21 protein-coding genes are annotated in these 17,149 nt (G+C 45.1%); 13 read left to right on the top strand and 8 right to left on the bottom strand.

Annotated features, from left to right (window positions below):
• Both QUB30_RS18695 and QUB30_RS18690 read right to left on the bottom strand, forming a co-directional pair.
• The coding region (locus QUB30_RS18695; protein WP_333336248.1) for an ABC transporter ATP-binding protein at positions 1–1,203 on the bottom strand (1,203 nt) is incomplete at its 3' end.
• A gap of 327 nt (positions 1,204–1,530) precedes the next feature.
• Positions 1,531–1,728, bottom strand: coding sequence for a hypothetical protein (locus QUB30_RS18690; protein WP_333336243.1), 198 nt, complete (start codon positions 1,726–1,728; stop codon positions 1,531–1,533).
• A 172-nt stretch (positions 1,729–1,900) separates the two neighbouring features.
• Here QUB30_RS18690 and QUB30_RS18685 point away from each other — a divergent pair, with 172 nt between their 5' ends.
• The gene (locus tag QUB30_RS18685) at positions 1,901–2,098 is read left to right on the top strand and encodes a helix-turn-helix transcriptional regulator (RefSeq protein WP_332970604.1); all 198 of its coding nucleotides are present in this window, start codon (positions 1,901–1,903) and stop codon (positions 2,096–2,098) included.
• A 220-nt stretch (positions 2,099–2,318) separates the two neighbouring features.
• Here QUB30_RS18685 and QUB30_RS18680 read toward each other — a convergent pair whose 3' ends face one another.
• Together QUB30_RS18680 and QUB30_RS18675 are read right to left on the bottom strand one after the other, a co-directional pair.
• The gene (locus tag QUB30_RS18680; protein ID WP_333336241.1) at positions 2,319–3,962 is read right to left on the bottom strand and encodes a WD40 domain-containing protein; all 1,644 of its coding nucleotides are present in this window, start codon (positions 3,960–3,962) and stop codon (positions 2,319–2,321) included.
• 305 nt (positions 3,963–4,267) lie between these two features.
• Positions 4,268–4,474 carry a hypothetical protein gene (locus QUB30_RS18675; protein WP_333164430.1) on the bottom strand — a complete coding sequence of 69 codons (207 nt, stop codon included), beginning with the start codon at positions 4,472–4,474 and terminating at the stop codon, positions 4,268–4,270.
• Between the two features lie 189 nt (positions 4,475–4,663).
• On the opposite strand from QUB30_RS18675, the gene QUB30_RS18670 reads away from it, so the two are divergent.
• Positions 4,664–5,116, top strand: a complete 453-nt coding sequence (locus QUB30_RS18670; RefSeq protein WP_333336237.1) for a DUF2442 domain-containing protein — start codon at positions 4,664–4,666, stop codon at positions 5,114–5,116.
• Positions 5,117–5,192: 76 nt separating this feature from the next.
• Here QUB30_RS18670 and QUB30_RS18665 read toward each other — a convergent pair whose 3' ends face one another.
• The gene (locus tag QUB30_RS18665) at positions 5,193–5,891 is read right to left on the bottom strand and encodes a pirin family protein (protein WP_333336234.1); all 699 of its coding nucleotides are present in this window, start codon (positions 5,889–5,891) and stop codon (positions 5,193–5,195) included.
• A 116-nt stretch (positions 5,892–6,007) separates the two neighbouring features.
• Here QUB30_RS18665 and QUB30_RS18660 point away from each other — a divergent pair, with 116 nt between their 5' ends.
• Together QUB30_RS18660 and QUB30_RS18655 are read left to right on the top strand one after the other, a co-directional pair.
• Complete coding sequence (locus tag QUB30_RS18660) at positions 6,008–6,346, top strand: helix-turn-helix domain-containing protein (RefSeq protein WP_333336231.1); 339 nt, start codon at positions 6,008–6,010, stop codon at positions 6,344–6,346.
• Positions 6,347–6,416: 70 nt separating this feature from the next.
• On the top strand, positions 6,417–6,815 hold the full coding sequence (locus tag QUB30_RS18655) for a DUF4112 domain-containing protein (RefSeq protein ID WP_333336228.1): 399 nt from the start codon (positions 6,417–6,419) through the stop codon (positions 6,813–6,815).
• Positions 6,816–7,014: 199 nt separating this feature from the next.
• Here QUB30_RS18655 and QUB30_RS18650 read toward each other — a convergent pair whose 3' ends face one another.
• Positions 7,015–8,037 (bottom strand): low specificity L-threonine aldolase, encoded by a 1,023-nt coding sequence (locus QUB30_RS18650; RefSeq protein WP_333336225.1) that lies wholly within the window; start codon positions 8,035–8,037, stop codon positions 7,015–7,017.
• A gap of 82 nt (positions 8,038–8,119) precedes the next feature.
• On the opposite strand from QUB30_RS18650, the gene QUB30_RS18645 reads away from it, so the two are divergent.
• The 5 genes from QUB30_RS18645 to QUB30_RS18625 all read left to right on the top strand — a co-directional run bounded on the left by QUB30_RS18645 (position 8,120) and on the right by QUB30_RS18625 (position 12,536).
• Positions 8,120–8,332 (top strand): DUF2997 domain-containing protein, encoded by a 213-nt coding sequence (locus QUB30_RS18645; RefSeq protein WP_172187871.1) that lies wholly within the window; start codon positions 8,120–8,122, stop codon positions 8,330–8,332.
• Between the two features lie 11 nt (positions 8,333–8,343).
• The gene (locus tag QUB30_RS18640; protein ID WP_333336222.1) at positions 8,344–9,126 is read left to right on the top strand and encodes a helix-turn-helix domain-containing protein; all 783 of its coding nucleotides are present in this window, start codon (positions 8,344–8,346) and stop codon (positions 9,124–9,126) included.
• A 20-nt stretch (positions 9,127–9,146) separates the two neighbouring features.
• Complete coding sequence (locus tag QUB30_RS18635) at positions 9,147–10,811, top strand: Hsp70 family protein (RefSeq protein WP_333336219.1); 1,665 nt, start codon at positions 9,147–9,149, stop codon at positions 10,809–10,811.
• Positions 10,812–10,920: 109 nt separating this feature from the next.
• Complete coding sequence (locus QUB30_RS18630) at positions 10,921–11,778, top strand: bifunctional class I SAM-dependent methyltransferase/HIT family protein (protein WP_333336216.1); 858 nt, start codon at positions 10,921–10,923, stop codon at positions 11,776–11,778.
• Positions 11,779–11,966: 188 nt separating this feature from the next.
• Positions 11,967–12,536: a hypothetical protein gene (locus QUB30_RS18625; RefSeq protein WP_333328596.1), complete on the top strand. Its 570-nt coding sequence runs from the start codon at positions 11,967–11,969 to the stop codon at positions 12,534–12,536.
• A 91-nt stretch (positions 12,537–12,627) separates the two neighbouring features.
• Here QUB30_RS18625 and QUB30_RS18620 read toward each other — a convergent pair whose 3' ends face one another.
• Positions 12,628–13,182, bottom strand: a complete 555-nt coding sequence (locus QUB30_RS18620) for a GNAT family N-acetyltransferase (RefSeq protein WP_333336213.1) — start codon at positions 13,180–13,182, stop codon at positions 12,628–12,630.
• Between the two features lie 356 nt (positions 13,183–13,538).
• Positions 13,539–13,664 (bottom strand): hypothetical protein, encoded by a 126-nt coding sequence (locus tag QUB30_RS18615; protein ID WP_333336210.1) that lies wholly within the window; start codon positions 13,662–13,664, stop codon positions 13,539–13,541.
• A gap of 180 nt (positions 13,665–13,844) precedes the next feature.
• On the opposite strand from QUB30_RS18615, the gene QUB30_RS18610 reads away from it, so the two are divergent.
• The 4 genes from QUB30_RS18610 to ilvA are packed head-to-tail and all read left to right on the top strand — an operon-like array spanning position 13,845 to position 17,107.
• Positions 13,845–14,201 (top strand): hypothetical protein, encoded by a 357-nt coding sequence (locus tag QUB30_RS18610; RefSeq protein ID WP_333336207.1) that lies wholly within the window; start codon positions 13,845–13,847, stop codon positions 14,199–14,201.
• 52 nt (positions 14,202–14,253) lie between these two features.
• On the top strand, positions 14,254–15,396 hold the full coding sequence (locus tag QUB30_RS18605; RefSeq protein WP_333336203.1) for a GUN4 domain-containing protein: 1,143 nt from the start codon (positions 14,254–14,256) through the stop codon (positions 15,394–15,396).
• Between the two features lie 24 nt (positions 15,397–15,420).
• Entirely contained in the window at positions 15,421–15,591 is a 171-nt protein-coding gene (locus tag QUB30_RS18600; RefSeq protein ID WP_333164050.1) for a hypothetical protein, read from the top strand.
• Between the two features lie 4 nt (positions 15,592–15,595).
• A complete protein-coding gene (ilvA, locus tag QUB30_RS18595) occupies positions 15,596–17,107 on the top strand; it encodes a threonine ammonia-lyase, biosynthetic (RefSeq protein WP_333336200.1) in 1,512 nt (503 codons plus the stop codon).
• Positions 17,108–17,149 lie beyond the last annotated feature (42 nt).

Below are 17,149 nucleotides of genomic sequence, written 5' to 3'. Positions count from 1 at the left end.
GACTATCGGTTCTGGTTGAGGATGCTCGATCGACTCTACTGTTTCTGAAACAACGGGCAGATTTTCGACTATCGGTTCTGGTTGAGGATGCTCGATCGACTCTACTGTTTCTGAAACAACGGGCAGATTTTCGACTATCGGTTGCGATTCGGATTGATGAGTATCCGCGATCGAGTCTTGAGTTGTTGCCGCTTCTTGCAGATTTCGATCGACCTCCGGTTCGCTATGAACCAGATTTTCTTCCGGTTTCTTTTCAGCCGCTGTCAGCCTTAAAAACACATCTTCCAGAGTAGCGCGAGAGCGACGCATTTCGCACAGTCCAAATCCAGAGGCGACGATAGCTGTAGCAATTTCTCGTCCGGGTTCTATGTCGGATTCGCACAATGCCCGCAGGCGGTAGCGACCCACTAAAAATTGATTGCTTGGAATCAATTCGACCGATCGAACTCCCGGCAAATTTTCCAAAGAAGGCAACAGCAGACTGTTTACCAAAGCCCCCTCGCCTTCAACTTCGAGTTCGTAGCCCTCTCCGGCGGCCAACTCTTCCATCAAATTTTCGGGACTACCCGCAGCGACGATTTTACCGCGATTGATGATGGTAACGCGGTTACAAGTCATGCTGACTTCCGGCAGAATGTGCGTGGAAAGGATAATTGTGTGTTGGCCGCCAAGACTTTTGATTAAATTGCGGACTTCGATGATTTGTCGGGGGTCGAGGCCCACGGTTGGTTCGTCTAAGATAATTACCGGGGGGTCGTGGACGATCGCCTGCGCGATACCGACGCGCTGCCGAAATCCTTTAGAAAGTTTGCGGATTAAAACTTTGCGTTTATCAACCAGGCCGCAGCGTTCGATCGCGGAGGTAACTCGTCGCGCGCGATCGCCCGCAGGTACTTGCTTGATCCGGGCGACAAAAAACAGAAACCCTTCCACAGTCATTTCTGGATACAGTGGCGGGTTTTCCGGCAGATAGCCGATGCGCTGTCTGACGGCCATCGAGTCTTCGTGAACATCCATGCCGGCGATGCGGGCCGTACCGCTGGATGCCGGCAAATATCCCGACAAAATCCGCATCGTTGTGGTTTTGCCCGCGCCGTTTGGCCCCAAAAAACCGAGAATTTCTCCTGATTCGACCGAAAAAGACACGTCCGCGATCGCTGCGGTCGAACCGTAAGTTTTGCTTAAGTGTTCTACTTCAATCATTTGTCAGAAGTCACGCGATTTTAGGTTTTAGATTTTAGATTTACTTTGCCAACCACAGGCGGGACGCCTGTTCCACGAAGTTGAGAGTCTCGCCCGATCGGCGGGTCGATCGAATTTATGGCGAAATTTTTAATTTGATTTTGTCTTCCAGTGTAGTCTGGCAAGAACCAAATCTATCATAAGGGTCGATCGGACTTTGAAACAAAATGCTAGGTAGTAGGGTGCGGCGCGCGGAAATGATTAGCCGATGTACATCGAATCGCTACCACCTGACGCACCCTACCAGTAGAGTCCGTGCGTAACCAAACCCTCAACTAGCTGCCTTCGCTACAGACGCGGGGCTGTTTCTAGGTTGATATCGGCATTAAACACAATCACAAATTCAGCCTTGGGGATTAACTGCCGGATAATCCGCAGATAGCCGTCAGCATCGGAATGCCTGAAGAAATGGGCTACAGTGATTCGCTGCATATTGGGAAGCAAGCGAACAACCAACCACCTGTTAAGGCGCTGTTTGTAGGGCATAATTAAGTTTGTCTCCATTCAGTGTTGGAGCCAAAGCCAGTTCAATGCTTGTCTAGGGCGCGGACTGGCTTTTGACCTTTGTTAGACTTCGTGTCTATCTCTAGGTTATGACACCAACTACATATAGTCAACTGAATAAATATAATCAACTGAACTAAGTACGGGATAGATAATGACGCTGGGGCAAAAGCTAAGAGAAAGACGTGAAAGTCTAGGTTTGACTCGAATACAAGTGGCAAGAGCGTGTAATGTGGTCGAATCCACAGTCATCAACTGGGAAACTGACAGACACGTCCCCAAGCTATATCCAGCACAGATGAAAGCCCTGTGCGACTTATTGAAATTCTCGATCGAAGATTTAGTCGTGTAGCTTCAGGAGTTAATTTTTTTATAAGCCCAGGCGCATCTAAATTTGACAGTCCAGCTTGATGAAATTCTTGTGAGGTGTCCCGCCCGCCCAACAATACAATTTAGATGCCCAACAGCTTACTAAATCAAATGTAAACCGCCCTCTTTCTTCTCCTCCTTCGCGTCCTAGCGCTTACGCGCGGCTTCGCCTAACGCGCCTTCGCGGTTCGTTCAAAAAAATCTCAACTCCTTTTCCAAATCTTAATTTCCCCCAACCAACCCGCACTAACAATAGTCTTCCCATCGCTGCTAATCGCCACAGCGCTAACGTAGCCAGCATGACCGCTCAAATTACCTCTCAATTCCCCCGATCGCACATCCCAAAGTCTCACACTCTTATCCCAACTCCCAGTAACCAGCGTAGTGCCATCCCGACTGAATGCCACCGACCAAACCCCGTCAGTATGCCCGCTTAAACGCCGAATTAACTGCCCGTTTCCGGCATTCCACAACCCAACAGTGCCATTGCTGTTTCCCGCCGCTAAACTTTTGCCGTCGGGAGTAAAAGCTAGCGACAAAACAGCCAAGTTTTTGCCGCCAATCGTGCGAATTGCTTGACCTGTAGCTAAATTCCACAACCTAATTGAACCATCTTTGCTGCCGCTAGCTAAAGTTTTGTTGTCGGGACTAATTGCAACTGCATTCACCAACCCAGAATGCCCGGTCAAAGTCCGCAGCAACTCTCCTGTTTTCTGGTTCCAAATCTTAATCGTTTTGTCCCAACTGCCACTGGCTACAAATTGACCGTCGGCACTAACGGCAACGGTCGAAACAGCATTGGAATGCCCGCTCAAAGTGCGTACAACCGCGCCAGTTTCTAAATTCCAAATTTTCACAGTTTTGTCGTCGCTGCCGCTAGCTAACACCTTGCCATCCGCACTCGCGGCCAATGCGTTTACTGCTTCCGTGTGACCTTGCAGGGTAGTTTTTAATTGCCCGCTGGGAAAATTCCAAACTGAGATAGTGCCGTTGCTATTTCCTGTAGTAAAATAAGCTGAAGCTAGGGCAAGGGAACTGACAACTTCCGAAGGCCCTTTGAGGGTATTTGTGGCAGCAAAGGCGATCGCACTTGCGGGCCGGCGGGGGGCATTATTCGCCGGAGTTTTCGGGTTTCCGGCAGTAGGAGATTGGGGAACTACTGGCAGGGAAATAGTCGATCGCCATTTCATGAAAGTATTAATTTCTATTCCCGCAGCCACGATTTTATCGGAATTGTCCTCTAACCTGACAATGCCGTTAATTGCGACAACTCGCCCCGCATCGTCGAGCACCGGCCCCCCACTCATGCCTGCTCTCACTAAGTTGTTGTAGACCAAAGTATACCCGTTCCAGGGAGTTTGGCGGCCGGTAAGCTGACCTTCCGTGGCGATGAAAATCGGCTGTCTCAGGGAACCGCCGGATATCGGCCAGCCGGCCACATAAGCCTTGTTTCCCTTAGTTGCTGCGGAATTGGCTAATTGAGCCAGGGGGTAGCTTTGAGTGCTGCTGAAGGGTACGACGGCTAAATCCATCCCCGGCACTCGCCGCACGAGGCTGTATGATACAGAGTGAGCTTTGCCGTCGGGAGTTACGACCTCGTAATCGCCGGCTTTATCGACAACGTGCCAGTTTGTGAGAATATAGTATGTGCTGCCTTGTTTCTCTAAAATTACTCCAGAACCGCCTTTTGGCCCCTGGATGCGAACCGTAATTTGTTGGGCAACGGTTTTAACTTTGTCGGCGGTTAATGCGAGGGCAATTTGAGGTGATGTGATTGGGATGAGGGCGATCGAACTCAGAGCGATCGTAGCACTCAAAATAGCCGGAATAGTTCTGCTGTAATTCATTATTGTGTAAATTTAACATACCCATATATCAACTGACGGATAACTTTTCCGGTTTGTGGCATATTGACCGAAAGCATCCAGGATACAAGCCCCCGGATTCATCCGTCCAGAAATAAAAAACCTGTATCCGATAAAGGAGCCCCCGAATTTATCCGTGGAGCCAATGCTTCAATCTAAAATCTAAAATCTAAAATCTAAAATCGATTGACGGTTAACAACGCCAAAACGCCTGCGCGACGATCGAACTTTCGACATTCGCACAAGCCTCACAATATGTGACACAGCCCTCTGGCTAGCAGAAAAATTTAGAATCGGGAACCGCACCTAGCCTCAACAATCGCAACTGGCTGATCTCTATTCTTTTCTCGGCAAATCAGAATTTGAGCCAAACGCTGCTCGGAATAATACCCATTAGCCATCCAGCCGATAGGTGCGCCCGCGATCGCGCCAACTGCTAAACCAGTGATGAGGCTCCAAATAAGATGCTTTCTGGCGATCGGGTTTTCTTGCATAAAAATTTATCCTAAACACTTAACCTTAGCAAAAATACCACAAATAAAATTTACTGTCTTCCTCCTATTTACTTATTTCCTAAGTAGTAACCCAGGATTAAGTATAATTTTCTTCACAGTCCGCTTAAGACAATCCCATGCAGCAATAATCAAGCATCCAAACTTAACAAAACCGATGGCAAGAAATATATGGTATTTAGAAACTGGGACAAAGAATTAACTGAGGAAAATCTCCGATATCAAATAGCCCAAGCCAAGCAAGCATGGAAAAACGCTGAGGCTACAGAGTCGCGTGCCGAATCCGTGCAGTATAACCAGTCGGAAGATTTAATAGTTATCAAACTGAAAAACGGCGCTATTTTTTGTTTTCCTCCAAAGCTAGCACAAGGCTTAGAAGATGCTTCACCAGAACAACTTGCTGATGTTTGGCTACCGCCTTCCGGTAGCAGCGTGCACTGGGAAAGCTTAGATGTTGATTTTGGCATTCCCGAACTTATCGCAGGTATTTTTGGGACAAAATCTTGGATGGCTGAATTAGGAAGGAAGGGAGGACAGGCAACTTCAAGCTCTAAATCGGCAGCAGCACGGAAAAATGGCAAGAAAGGCGGACGACCTAAAAAGAATATTTCTGTTAATTATTGAAATCCTTTTGAGCTGTCAGATACCAGCGAATTAAATCCCCGACTTCTTGGAAAATTCGGGGATTTTGCATTCAATATTATGCTAAATCAAACAGCAAAAATTCAGCATCTGCCGTAGCCTCAATCGCCAATTCAGACTCGCCGCTAACCGCCGCAGCGTCGCCATTTTCCAAAGTCAAACCGTTGAGCAAAACCGAGCCGCGAGCCACTTGCACCCAAGCATGGCGATTCGGCTGCAAAGCATGAGAAACCCGCGAGTCTTTATCCAAAACAGCCGCATACAAATCCACATCTTGATGCACTTTTACAGCACCATCTCTGGCATCTCGCGCCGCCACTAACCGCAGTTTTCCCCGCCTTTCTTCCACTGGAAAATCCCGCTGTTCGTAACTCGGCTGCAAGCCTTTTGTATCGGGTAACAGCCAGATTTGCAGCAAATGAACCGGGTCTGTCTTCGAGTTATTGAACTCGCTGTGCTGGATACCCGTACCTGCACTCATCCGCTGCACTTCACCGGGTTTAATTACTGCACCGGTACCCAAACTATCCTTGTGTTCTAATGCTCCTTCTAATACATAAGTAATGATTTCCATGTCGCTGTGTCCGTGAGTGCCGAAACCTCTGCCGGGGCTAACGAAATCCTCATTAATTACCCGCAAAGAGCGAAAATTCATATAATTTGGATCGTAATAGCCGGCAAAAGAAAATGTGTGGTAACTGTCCAGCCAACCGTGATTAGCGTGTCCTCTTGCTTCACTTTTTCTGACGGTAATCATTTTCTGAATCCTCAGTGAAATTTATCGGGTGTTTCTTTGATGTTTTTATTTTAAACCGAGTCAAGCTATTATGGATAGTACGCACTTAAAAGTGCCGTAGTTACCAAAAAGATACTATGCAAGTCCAAGAAGTAAACCTCGATCGCGCAAATTGCCCTGTAGAACGCACTCTAGACGTGATTGGCGGGCGCTGGAAGGTCTTGATTCTGCGGGAGTTGTTTCAAGGAGTGAAGCGTTTTAACGAGCTGCAACGAGCTGTCAACGGCATTACTCAGAAGATGCTGACGCAGCAACTGCGCGAAATGGAATCAGACGCGATCGTGCACCGGGAAATTTACCTGCAAGTGCCGCCAAAAGTTGAATATTCGCTAACGCCTTTGGGCGAAAGTCTCAAACCGATTATTAATGCCATGCACGAATGGGGAATTCAGCATATTAGCGAAGATGGAAAATGAGCGGTTTCTAGATGGTTTTTTCCGTCTTCCGACAGATTTCAAATTTTCAACCTAGTTCAACAATAATAATATGAACAACATAGAGCGTCTCGCCACCCTCAACCGCATCCGCAAACTCAGCCGCCTGATGGATACCGCCATTGGCATCCCCGGCACTAAATTTCGCATTGGTTTAGATCCCATTATCGGTTTAGTTCCGGGTGCTGGGGATATCGTAGATACCGCGTTTTCCGCCTACCTAATTTATTTAGCAACTCGATTCAACATCCCCCAAAAGACTCTAGGCAAAATGATTTACAATATCGGTCTAGAAGCCGTTGTGGGATCGGTACCTTTAGTCGGAGATATCTTCGATGCTTTTTATAAATCAAACATGAGGAATCTAGCGCTTTTAGAAGCACACCTCGAAGAAGCTGAACCAGAACTAGCCGCAGTTGCACAACCTATTCCTCAACCTATTAAATTGTAGGCGCGGGTTTCACGCACAATTATTGTAAATAACCAACAATCTCTCAAACCCGCCCCATCAAACGAAAAATCACAATGTACATTTTCCGCATTCGATCCAAATTTAATGTTGATGCGGGTTGTCTGTTGTGGGGAACGGGTTGATCTAGATTGTTGGTACTCGTCAGATATTATTCGTAAAACCCGCCCTTACGAAATAATTACTGATGTCGTTTAACTGCTTCCACGAAAGCAATAACATCCGCTTCCAAAGTATTAAAAGCCGTTACCAGTCTAAGAGTACATTCATCCCAGCGATAAAACAGAAAGCCCTCAGCTAAAACCGCTGTAATTACCGAGTCGGGAAGTTGAATAAAAATCTCGTTAGCTTCAACCCGATGGCAAAACTTCGCTCCCTCAACTCCCGCCAAACCTTCGGCTAATTTTGCTGCCATATTATTTGCATGAGCTGCATTTTTCAGCCACAAATCATCCGTTATATACGCTTCCAACTGCGCCGACAAAAACCGCATTTTCGAGAAAAGATGGCCGCTGCGCTTGCGGTAAAAAGGAAAAGTCTTTGCCAATTCTGGATTAAAAAAAACCACAGCTTCCGCAGCCATCGCGCCGTTTTTTGTCGCTCCAAACGAGAGAATATCGACACCAGTGCGCCAAGTAAGATCCGCAGGAGAACAGCCAAGACTGGCGACAGCATTTGCAAAGCGAGCTCCATCCATGTGCAGGTGCAAATTGCGATCGCGAACTACTTCTGAAATCTGGGAAATTTCCGCTGGATTGTAGACGGTTCCGGCTTCCGTTGCTTGAGTGATGCTGACGGCTGCGGGCTGTACGTGATGGACGACACCTGCACCAGCGCGATCGAGTATTTTTCCTAAAGTCTCTGCGTCTATTTTACCATGATTTCCTGTTAATGTCACTAACTTTGCACCGCCTGTAAAAAACTCCGGCGCGCCGCATTCATCTAGATTAATATGAGATGCCGCGTGACAGTAAACAGCCCCGTAAGGAGGAGTCATAACCGCAAGGGCCAGAGCATTAGCAGCAGAACCTGTTGCTACTGGAAAAACACTCACCGATGTCTCGAACAAATCCGAAAATTTAACTTGCAAACGCTGCGTATATTCATCATCTCCGTAAGACATCACAGCACCGCAATTAGCCGCTGCAATCGCTGCCATAATTTCCGGCGAAACCCCGGTTGCATTGTCGCTACAAAAATTCATTAGAATAATTGGTAAATAGAATCTATAATATAACTCAACAGTCAACAGTCAACAGTCAAGCATTCAACCAAGAGGAAGAATTATGGCAGAATACCGCCAAATAGAATACCGCATCGGGAAAGACGGCAAAATTACCGAAACCGTCCTCAACGCCACCGGTTCTAGCTGCACCGAAACCACCGCCGGAATTGAAAAAGCCCTCGGAAAAGTAGAATCTCAAGACTTGTTGCCAGAATACTACCAAGGCGAAGAAAATTTGAGCGTTGAACAAACGCAGACTTTAAAACAAGTTTAGAAGAGTTAAAGATGTTTGAGATCCTCGGTGCAACAGTTGATGTAACAACAGTGCCTGCCTTCAGCTTCGCGCTGGCTGTCGGGGGCATTTTTCTAATTTTAGTCTACCTTTATGCTGCATCTGAGGCGGGAGATGCGATCGAGTTTAAGTACGATACAATTCTGCGGGAACGCATGAATCAGCTAGACATTCTCGATTGGCAAGATTTAGGCGAAAAAGCAGGCTTAAGTCGCTACGCGGTGCGTTTAGTGCGGCAGGGAGACGTGGGAAACCTCAAGCTAGACCAACTGAGGCGACTGGCAAAAGTGCTGAATTTGAATTTTCAAGAGTTCGATCGCACTTTGATCGCGCTGCCAATATCGGCTACAATCACAACTAATCCCACCGAAATTGAAGAATTAAGGCAGCAGTGTTTCCGGCTGCGATCGGAATTGCAGCAGCAAAAAACTCAACTAACTGCCGATTTTCGCCGCGCTACATTTGAACAGTTGCAAACTTTGTTAACCAACTATCCCGCCGCCCGCAAAATGGCAGAAGCAAAGCCGGAGATGCCCGCCAAAAATCTCTCAGCTTTGTTTACTCCCTTAGAAAATCTCTTGTCAAGTTGGGATTTTGAAATGATTGGTTCTGCGTGGGAACAAACTGCTTACAATCCGCAGTTGCACCAGCCGGATGTTGAGGATATAACCGAAGGAGAATTAGTTTATATTCGGTTTGTCGGCTATCGAGAGGGAGAGCGAATTCTTACTCCTGCTAAAGTTAGTCGCACCCTTCCAGCGGGAATGAAAAATTAAATTTTAAATTATAAATCAACATGACTACAGTTGCCATTGACTTCGGCACCAGCAATACGGTTGTCTGCATTCTTAACCCAGATACGCAAACACCAGAAACTTTGCGGTTGGGCGAGATGTCCCGCATTTTTAAAACGAAGAATTTGAGCGGAGATATTCGAGAAATATCTGTAGTGCCGACTTTAGTCTTTGTGAAAAATGCCGGAGAGTTGGTGCTGGGAGAAAAAGTGCGATCGCAGCGTTTGGGGCAATCCCAGCCAGACCGCTTTTTCAAAGCTTTTAAACGCAATTTAGCTGCCGACTTTCAGCCGCCGCCCCGCAATATCGACGGCGACACCTACACAGCCGAATCAGTAGCAGAACAGTTTATAAAAACCATTTGGAAACAATTATATTTACAAAATATACAGCCAGACAAAGTAATTTTTACAGTACCCGTAGGGGCATTTGAGCGATATCTAGATTGGTTTCGCGACTTAGGAGAAAGTTTGGGAGTTGCGGAAGTTCAAGTAATAGATGAATCCACAGCCGCCGCCCTGGGATATGCAGTACAACGCCCCGGATCTCTAGTTTTAGTAGTTGATTTTGGCGGCGGAACTTTAGATTTAAGTTTAGTGCGTACTGCTCTAACCCCCCCCTTACCCCCCCTTACCAAGGGGGGGAGAAATCTCGCTTCCCCCCTTAGCCAGGGGGAGAGAAATCTCGCTCCCCCCCTTACCAAGGGGGGGCTGGGGGGGGTGCGTGCCGAAGTGTTGGCAAAATCCGATGCTTATGTAGGCGGCGAAGATATTGATATCTGGATTGTCGAAGATTATTTGCGGCCAATTGGTTCGTCGCGCGCAGAAGTCGGCCCAATTGGCTGGCAAAACTTATTAGAAATAGCGGAAAAATTAAAAATTCAACTTTCTCAAGTTAATGAGGCGAAGGAAAGCTGGTTTGACGATGAAAATTTTATGTCTTACGACTTGCAGCTAAACCGAGACAAGCTTGAGGAAATTCTGGAATCTAGGCAGTTGTTAGAACAGTTGCGGGAAAGTTTAGATGAAGTGCTGAGTATTGCACTGGGAAAAGGTATCGGCAAAGCAGATATCGAACAGGTTTTGCTGGTAGGAGGAACTTCTTTAATTCCGGCTGTATCTAATTTAGTGGTTTCGTATTTTGGGCGGCAAAAAGTCCAAAGAGACAAGCCTTTTGAAGCAGTGGCGCACGGTGCTTTAGCCTTGACACAATTGGCGAGTGTTGACGATTATTTGCGCCACAGCTATGCAATTCGCCTCTGGGAACCTTATGCTAAAGCTTATGCTTATTCGCCGATATTTAGCAAGGAAATGAAGTATCCCTGTCAAAGTTCCGAAGAGTTGACGCTGCAAGTGGCAATTGAAGGGCAAAGGGAAATTCGGTTAGATATTGGGGAAGTTGCGGAGGTATCGCAAGCGGAGGTTATTTTTAACGAAAAAGGGCAAATGACGAGCAGTTGGCTCAACAAACAGACGGATTTTCGCTCTTTGGACAGCCACCACCAGCAAGTTTGTGTGGCGCATTTGAACCCGCCTGGGGTATTGGGAATTGACAGGGTTTCAGTGAGTTTTGAGGTGGATGAGAGGCGGGTTTTGTTGGCGACGGTGCGGGATTTGGTGACTGGTAAGGTGTTGGTGGAAAAAGGGGCGATCGCCAAACTGCAATAATGGTAAAATTTTTAGATAACATTCGGAGCTTGAAATCGGTACTAGACAAACTCTCGTCCGGATGGTGCGCGGACTGAAGAATATCGATTTCAATCAAATTTATGCCGCCATGAAAAAGCAACAAAATAAATTCAGCCACCTGACGGCAATCGAAAGAATTTCCCTGTCATTCCCGGCCAGATTTTTATTGGATAAAAACTTGCTGCAAGGCCAAGTCTTAGATTTTGGGTGCGGCTTGGGCAGCGATGTTAGATTGTTGCAGCAAAAAGGCTTCGATATTACGGGTTATGACCCTTATTATTTCCCGGAATTCCCCGAAGATAAATTCGACACAATCATTTGTTTTTATGTTTTGAATGTTTTGTTTCCTGAAGAACAAGCTAATGTTCTGATGGAAGTGTCGCACCTGTTGAAACCGGGAGGCAATGCGTATTTTGCGGTGAGAAGGGATATCAAAAAAGAAGGCTTTCGAGAACATTATGTCCACAAAAAACCTACATATCAGTGCATTGTCAAACTTCCCTTTAAGCCAGTTCACCTAGATGAGTATTGCGAAATTTACAAATACGTGCATTACAACCATCAAAGAAATTCTACTAATAACTGCATATTCTGCAATCCGTATAAAAACCTAATTTTGCTAACAGAATCAGCAACAGCTTATGCGATGTTTGACGGTTATCCCGCCAGCAAAGGTCATGTTTTAATCATCCCCAAGCGTCACGTTGCAAATTATTTTGAACTGCCTTTTCGAGAGCAATCGGCTTGTTGGTTTATGGCTAATAAGGTGCAAGAAATGTTAATTAAAGAGTTTCATCCAGACGGTTTTAATGTGGGAATCAATATTAATAAACAGGGTGGTCAAAGTCGCAATCACGCGGCTATTCATGTTATCCCCCGTTACAAGGGCGATGCGGCTGGGAATAAAGGCGGAATTAGGTATGTGATTCCCAAGAGTGAAAAATAAAAGTTAGCAAATTGTGAAAGGAATTATTTTTTACCGCAGAGGCGCAGAGAACACAGAGGAATAGAGAAGAGAGGAATTCATAATTTTTGTAAGGATTTTTATATTTGAGCAAACGGCGAGCAAAATAGAGTTAAAATGTGTTTGCAAGGTCTAAAACTACACATTAGCAGCAATTTGGTGTTCTGTTTATGTCTAAGCGCAAAAAGCAAGAATGGCTCAAGGAAACTCTAGAACTCAAAGAAGACCACAATTGGAAGTCAAAGCCTGGAACTCGAATTTTTGTAGCAGGAAGAGGTGCAGTCCGCTTTGATGTCCCCGAAGATTGGCATTTTGAACCGGATACTAATTCGTTCAGGTTTACGGATAAAAAGCCGCCGGATGATGATTGTCGTTTGGAGGTTTCGTTTAATTTGCTACCACCTGGTAACTGGGCAGATTTTCCGCTGGTGCCGCTATTACAGAAGGTGGTTGAAGATGATACCAGAAATCCGATCGCTTTTGGGGAAATTATCCAATTGAAGCGGCAAACTGCCCGCGTTGTTTGGACTGAATTTAAGTTTATCGACCCTCCAGAACAGCGGGAAGCTTATTCGCGAATCTGTATTGGATTGGGTTCTAATGTTCAGTGTTTGATTACTTTTGATTACTGGGTTGACGATGCTGAACGTTTGACGCCGGTCTGGGATACGGTGATGGATTCGTTAGTTCTGGGTTTGTTTATTAGCGACCCTCGAACGGGGTTCGCACGTCCAGACTAGACCGATTTTCTGGGAAACTTTCAACAACTAATTTTGCTAAGTGTTGGATTGGCAAGCCACCGAGCAGTAAATTTAGAACCTACATTAAAGTTTACAGCCGCTTTGCCATGTAAATATCTGGCTTGCCAATTCCGTTCGCGTCGGGCATCACTCCCACGATCGCAAAACCCATTTTTTGATAAAATTCGTAGGGATGACCGCGCAAATTTCTAATTTTGGCGATGTGTTCCCAAACGTTAGGATAAAGATTGATGCCTGAAAGAGTTGTTTGATTGTCTTGGTCGTCGGTACCCACCCACAGCACGATCCCTCCCCGGTTTTTAGCTTCTGCTGCTAAATCAGCTACGAGCGATCGACCAATTCCTTGTCTGCGAAATTCTGTTCCCACTACCAGCGGGTGCAGTTCCCAAACATTACCGTCATACTGTTTAATCCCGCCAATCCATCCCAAAACTTGATTGCTGTCGCCGACAGCAATTCGACTGATGCGATCTGCTCCCAAAGATTCTTGCACTTCTTGCAAAGCAGATTTTAGATCGGGCCAAGCATCGGGCCAATGGTCTTTAAAACCTTCAACTATTAATTTAGCTACCTGTTGAATTTTTGGCTCGTCGCCAGCACGCAAATCTGTAATTTGTACGTCCATGAATTTACATACTAAATCAAGGATTACGGACTAATACCCTCACAAACCGGATTTTATAACCGGGGTAAACGGCAAAAACGAAGTCAGGACTCAGGCAAATCTAATTAATTATATCAAATCCGCGTTAAAAACCCTCGCTCAGACTCGGAAATTGAAATTGCTACGTAACGAAGTTGCGTCTGAGCGAGCGAGGAACTAACAAATAAAGAGGGTATTTAAGCCAGATTTGATATTATTTTTTGTGCCGATCGATCTTGAACGTAGGTTAGTACAATACCCTTGAGGTTACAACCAGTTTGTCGGGCGAGGGCAACATTCGCTACAGCTTGCCCGATCGCCAGCTTTCATATTTCAGTCTAGGCTAATTTTGCCATAAAATCGCATTTTGCGATCGTAAGGGCGATCGAGCTTCTGTGGAGATAGTTGGCGATCTCTAGTTTGCTAGATTTGAGTGTCGTAGCTAATCCTGAAAATGCTACCATAGTATAGTTGAAATGTAAAATTTTTCTCAAAATGTGATCTGCTTAAGTAACTAGATCCTTGACTGCTGGAATAAGTTGGCGAATTGAGCTTGCACCGATGACGATTTTTCGGTCGATGACCAGTTGCGTATGGGTGTAGCCATCGTGTATAATGCAAAAGTCTTAATATAGAGGTATTTTATGAGCGCAAATAGAATTATCAATACAGGTGGCGGTGCTTATAATGAATCCATTCATGGAAATAATATTAATATTCAAGGCAATCATATAAATATAAGTCAAGATTTATCTCAAGCTGCCACTCAGATCCAGGAACTTTTAACTCAGCTTCAAACCCAGGGATATACACCTGAAGAAGCTCAACAAAAAGTAACAAATAATTTAGCTAATCAAGCAAATAATGACCCTGTTACTAGGAGTAAGTTAGCTAAAATAGCTCAGTATTTGGGTGATGCTGCTGCTAATGGATTAATAGGTGAAGCTACTATAGAAGTATTGAAAAATGTTGTTAAATTAGCAGGGATTCCACTATTTTAAAGCAAAATAGTTAACTGGGATCGTGTGAAATTTATAAGTTAAAAGATTAATAATGAGTAAGATTCCCCAAAAAAGGTTTTACTATGCTATCGGGCTATCGTTAGTTATTTTGGGTATTACGTTTGCGTGGAATTATACATTGTTTGTCATTCTAATATGCACTGCTATTGCGAGCGCTGTAGTTGGGTGTTCTTTATATATTTTAAAACTACAACTTAAGCAAGAAAGCTTGAGAATTCCTTACGATGAAAATAGTGACGAGGATAGTAACGAGGATAGGATGTATGCTAACAATCGGAATATAGGTACACAGGGTGGTAATTATCACGAACAGATTCAAGGTGATTGTATCAATATACAAGGCAATCAAATCTATTTAAATCAGGATTTATCGCAATTTATTGCTCAAATTCAAGAGATATTAAATCAACTTCAAAATCAAGGAGATGATGCCGGAACAGCTAAGAAACAAGTGATTAATCAATTAAAAATTCAAATACGCAGAAATTCTAAAATTAAAGCACAATTTTTTAGATGGAATAAAAAATTAGGTATTTCTGACACCAGAGTACCTGATGAGAATGAGTTGGCTGAAAGAATCGTAAGTTTGGCCACTGAAGAGTCTCCAAAATCTTCCCGACACTCTATTCTGGTTATAGAGGGAAAATACAAGAAACTGTACGAATTACTTGATGCAAGGAAATGGCAAGAGGCTGATGAAGAGACATTAAATATTATATGCAACTTAATGCCATCTCGCAGTTATACGTACATAGATATCGATCAAATTCCTCCAAAAGACCTTAGAAAAATCAATCGACTTTGGGTGAAATTTAGTGAGGGAAGGTTTGGTTTTAGCGTTCAGAAAAATATTTGGATTCAAATTTTGAACATCTATAACAGTAAAGGGGAAAAATATTGGATTGATGATTCTGTGTACAATGTATTTATCGATCGAGTTGGCTGGAACAGAGAGAGCAACCGTATATATCATGGCGATCTACAATACTCTCTGAATGCACCACAGGGACATTTACCTGCTATCCTGATGTTTCAAGATCCGTATTATTATTCTAGTAGCTCTTCTAACTATTACCATTTGAATACAACTATTTTCAAAGCTCTAATGGATCGTGAATATTACAAAATTTCCTTTATTCCATCATGGCTAGAACATTGGTTAATCGATGAATAAGTTGAGCATGACTTATTCTCCCAGATGACTAAACAAAATAACGGCGATAGTTCGTTTTCAGCGGTTGATTTCCAAAATGAAAAAGTTCTGATCGAGAACTTACGATTAGCCCAACCACCGCCCCAAAATTTAGACATAACGATCGCACAAGTGCCCTACAATTATCCCACCATCCGGCATCAACCAACCTGCTAACCCCATGCTTTGCGATTACCTGGTACAAATCCTCACCGCCCGCGTCTACGATGTTGCTCAAGAAACAGCCCTAGAAGTAGCCCCGAATCTATCAGCACGGCTCAACAATAAACTTTTGCTGAAGCGAGAGGATATGCAGTCGGTGTTTTCCTTCAAACTGCGGGGTGCGTACAACAAAATGGCGCAACTGTCGCCGGATTTGCTAGCACAAGGCGTCATTGCAGCTTCCGCCGGCAACCACGCCCAAGGAGTCGCCCTCGCCGCCCGCCACCTGGGAACTCGCGCGATCATAGTCATGCCCGTAACGACGCCGCAGGTGAAGGTAAATGCGGTGATATCCCGGGGTGGAGAGGTAGTTTTGCATGGGGATACCTACGACGATGCCTACGCCTTTGCGCGCCAATTAGAGGCGGAAAAAGGTTTAACTTTTATTCACCCTTTTGATGACCCGCACGTAATTGCGGGACAGGGTACGATCGGCATGGAAATTCTGCGGCAACATCAAAAACCCATTCACGCGATTTTTGTGGCAATTGGTGGCGGTGGATTGATTTCAGGAATTGGGGCCTATGTCAAGCGGTTGCGGCCGGAAATTAAGATTATTGGCGTCGAACCAGTGGATTCCGATGCAATGAATCAATCGCTGAAAGCGGGTAAACGGGTGCGTTTGTCGCAGGTGGGTTTATTTGCTGATGGCGTTGCTGTGCGGGAAGTGGGGGAGGAAACTTTTCGGTTGTGTCAGGAGTATGTGGATGAGATTATTTTGGTGCATACGGATGATGTTTGCGCGGCGATTAAGGATGTTTTTGAAGATACGCGATCGATCTTAGAACCTGCTGGCGCTTTGGCGATCGCAGGTGCGAAAGCTTACGTGGAACGGGAACAAATCGCAGAACAAACATTAATTGCTGTTGCTTGCGGCGCGAACATGAATTTCGATCGGTTGCGTTTTGTAGCAGAAAGAGCCGAGTTTGGCGAACGCCGGGAAGCCATTTTTGCAGTGACAATTCCCGAACAACCGGGAAGTCTCCGCAGGTTTTGCGAATGTCTGGGAAAACGCAATTTAACTGAATTTAGCTATCGAATTGCGGATGAGAAAGAGGCACATATTTTTATCGGTGTACAAATTCAAAATCGTGCCGATGCGGTGAATATAGCCGCAAGTTTTGAAGATTGTGGCTTCAAGACTTTGGATTTAACTGATGATGAATTAACGAAATTGCACGTGCGGCATATGGTGGGCGGGCGTTCGATGCTGGCCGATCATGAATTGTTTTATCGCTTTGAATTTCCCGAACGTCCCGGTGCGTTGATGAAGTTTGTCGGTTCGATGAGCCCTAACTGGAATATCAGCGTTTTTCACTATCGAAATAACGGCGCAGATTACGGGCGAATTGTGGTGGGAATTCAAGTACCGCCCGATGAGATGCAGGAATGGCAGGCTTTTTTGGATACGCTGGGCTATCAGTATGGGGATGAAAGTCAAAATCCGGCGTATAAGCTATTTTTAAGATAGTTTGGTTTGTGGTCTTGAAACAAATTAATATTTAGGAACGTG

The organism is Microcoleus sp. BROC3 (assembly GCF_036702515.1).
GTDB lineage: Bacteria > Cyanobacteriota > Cyanobacteriia > Cyanobacteriales > Microcoleaceae > Microcoleus.
The sequence above is the reverse complement of the archived record's forward strand: the minus strand, read 5'-3'. Positions and strand labels throughout refer to the sequence as shown.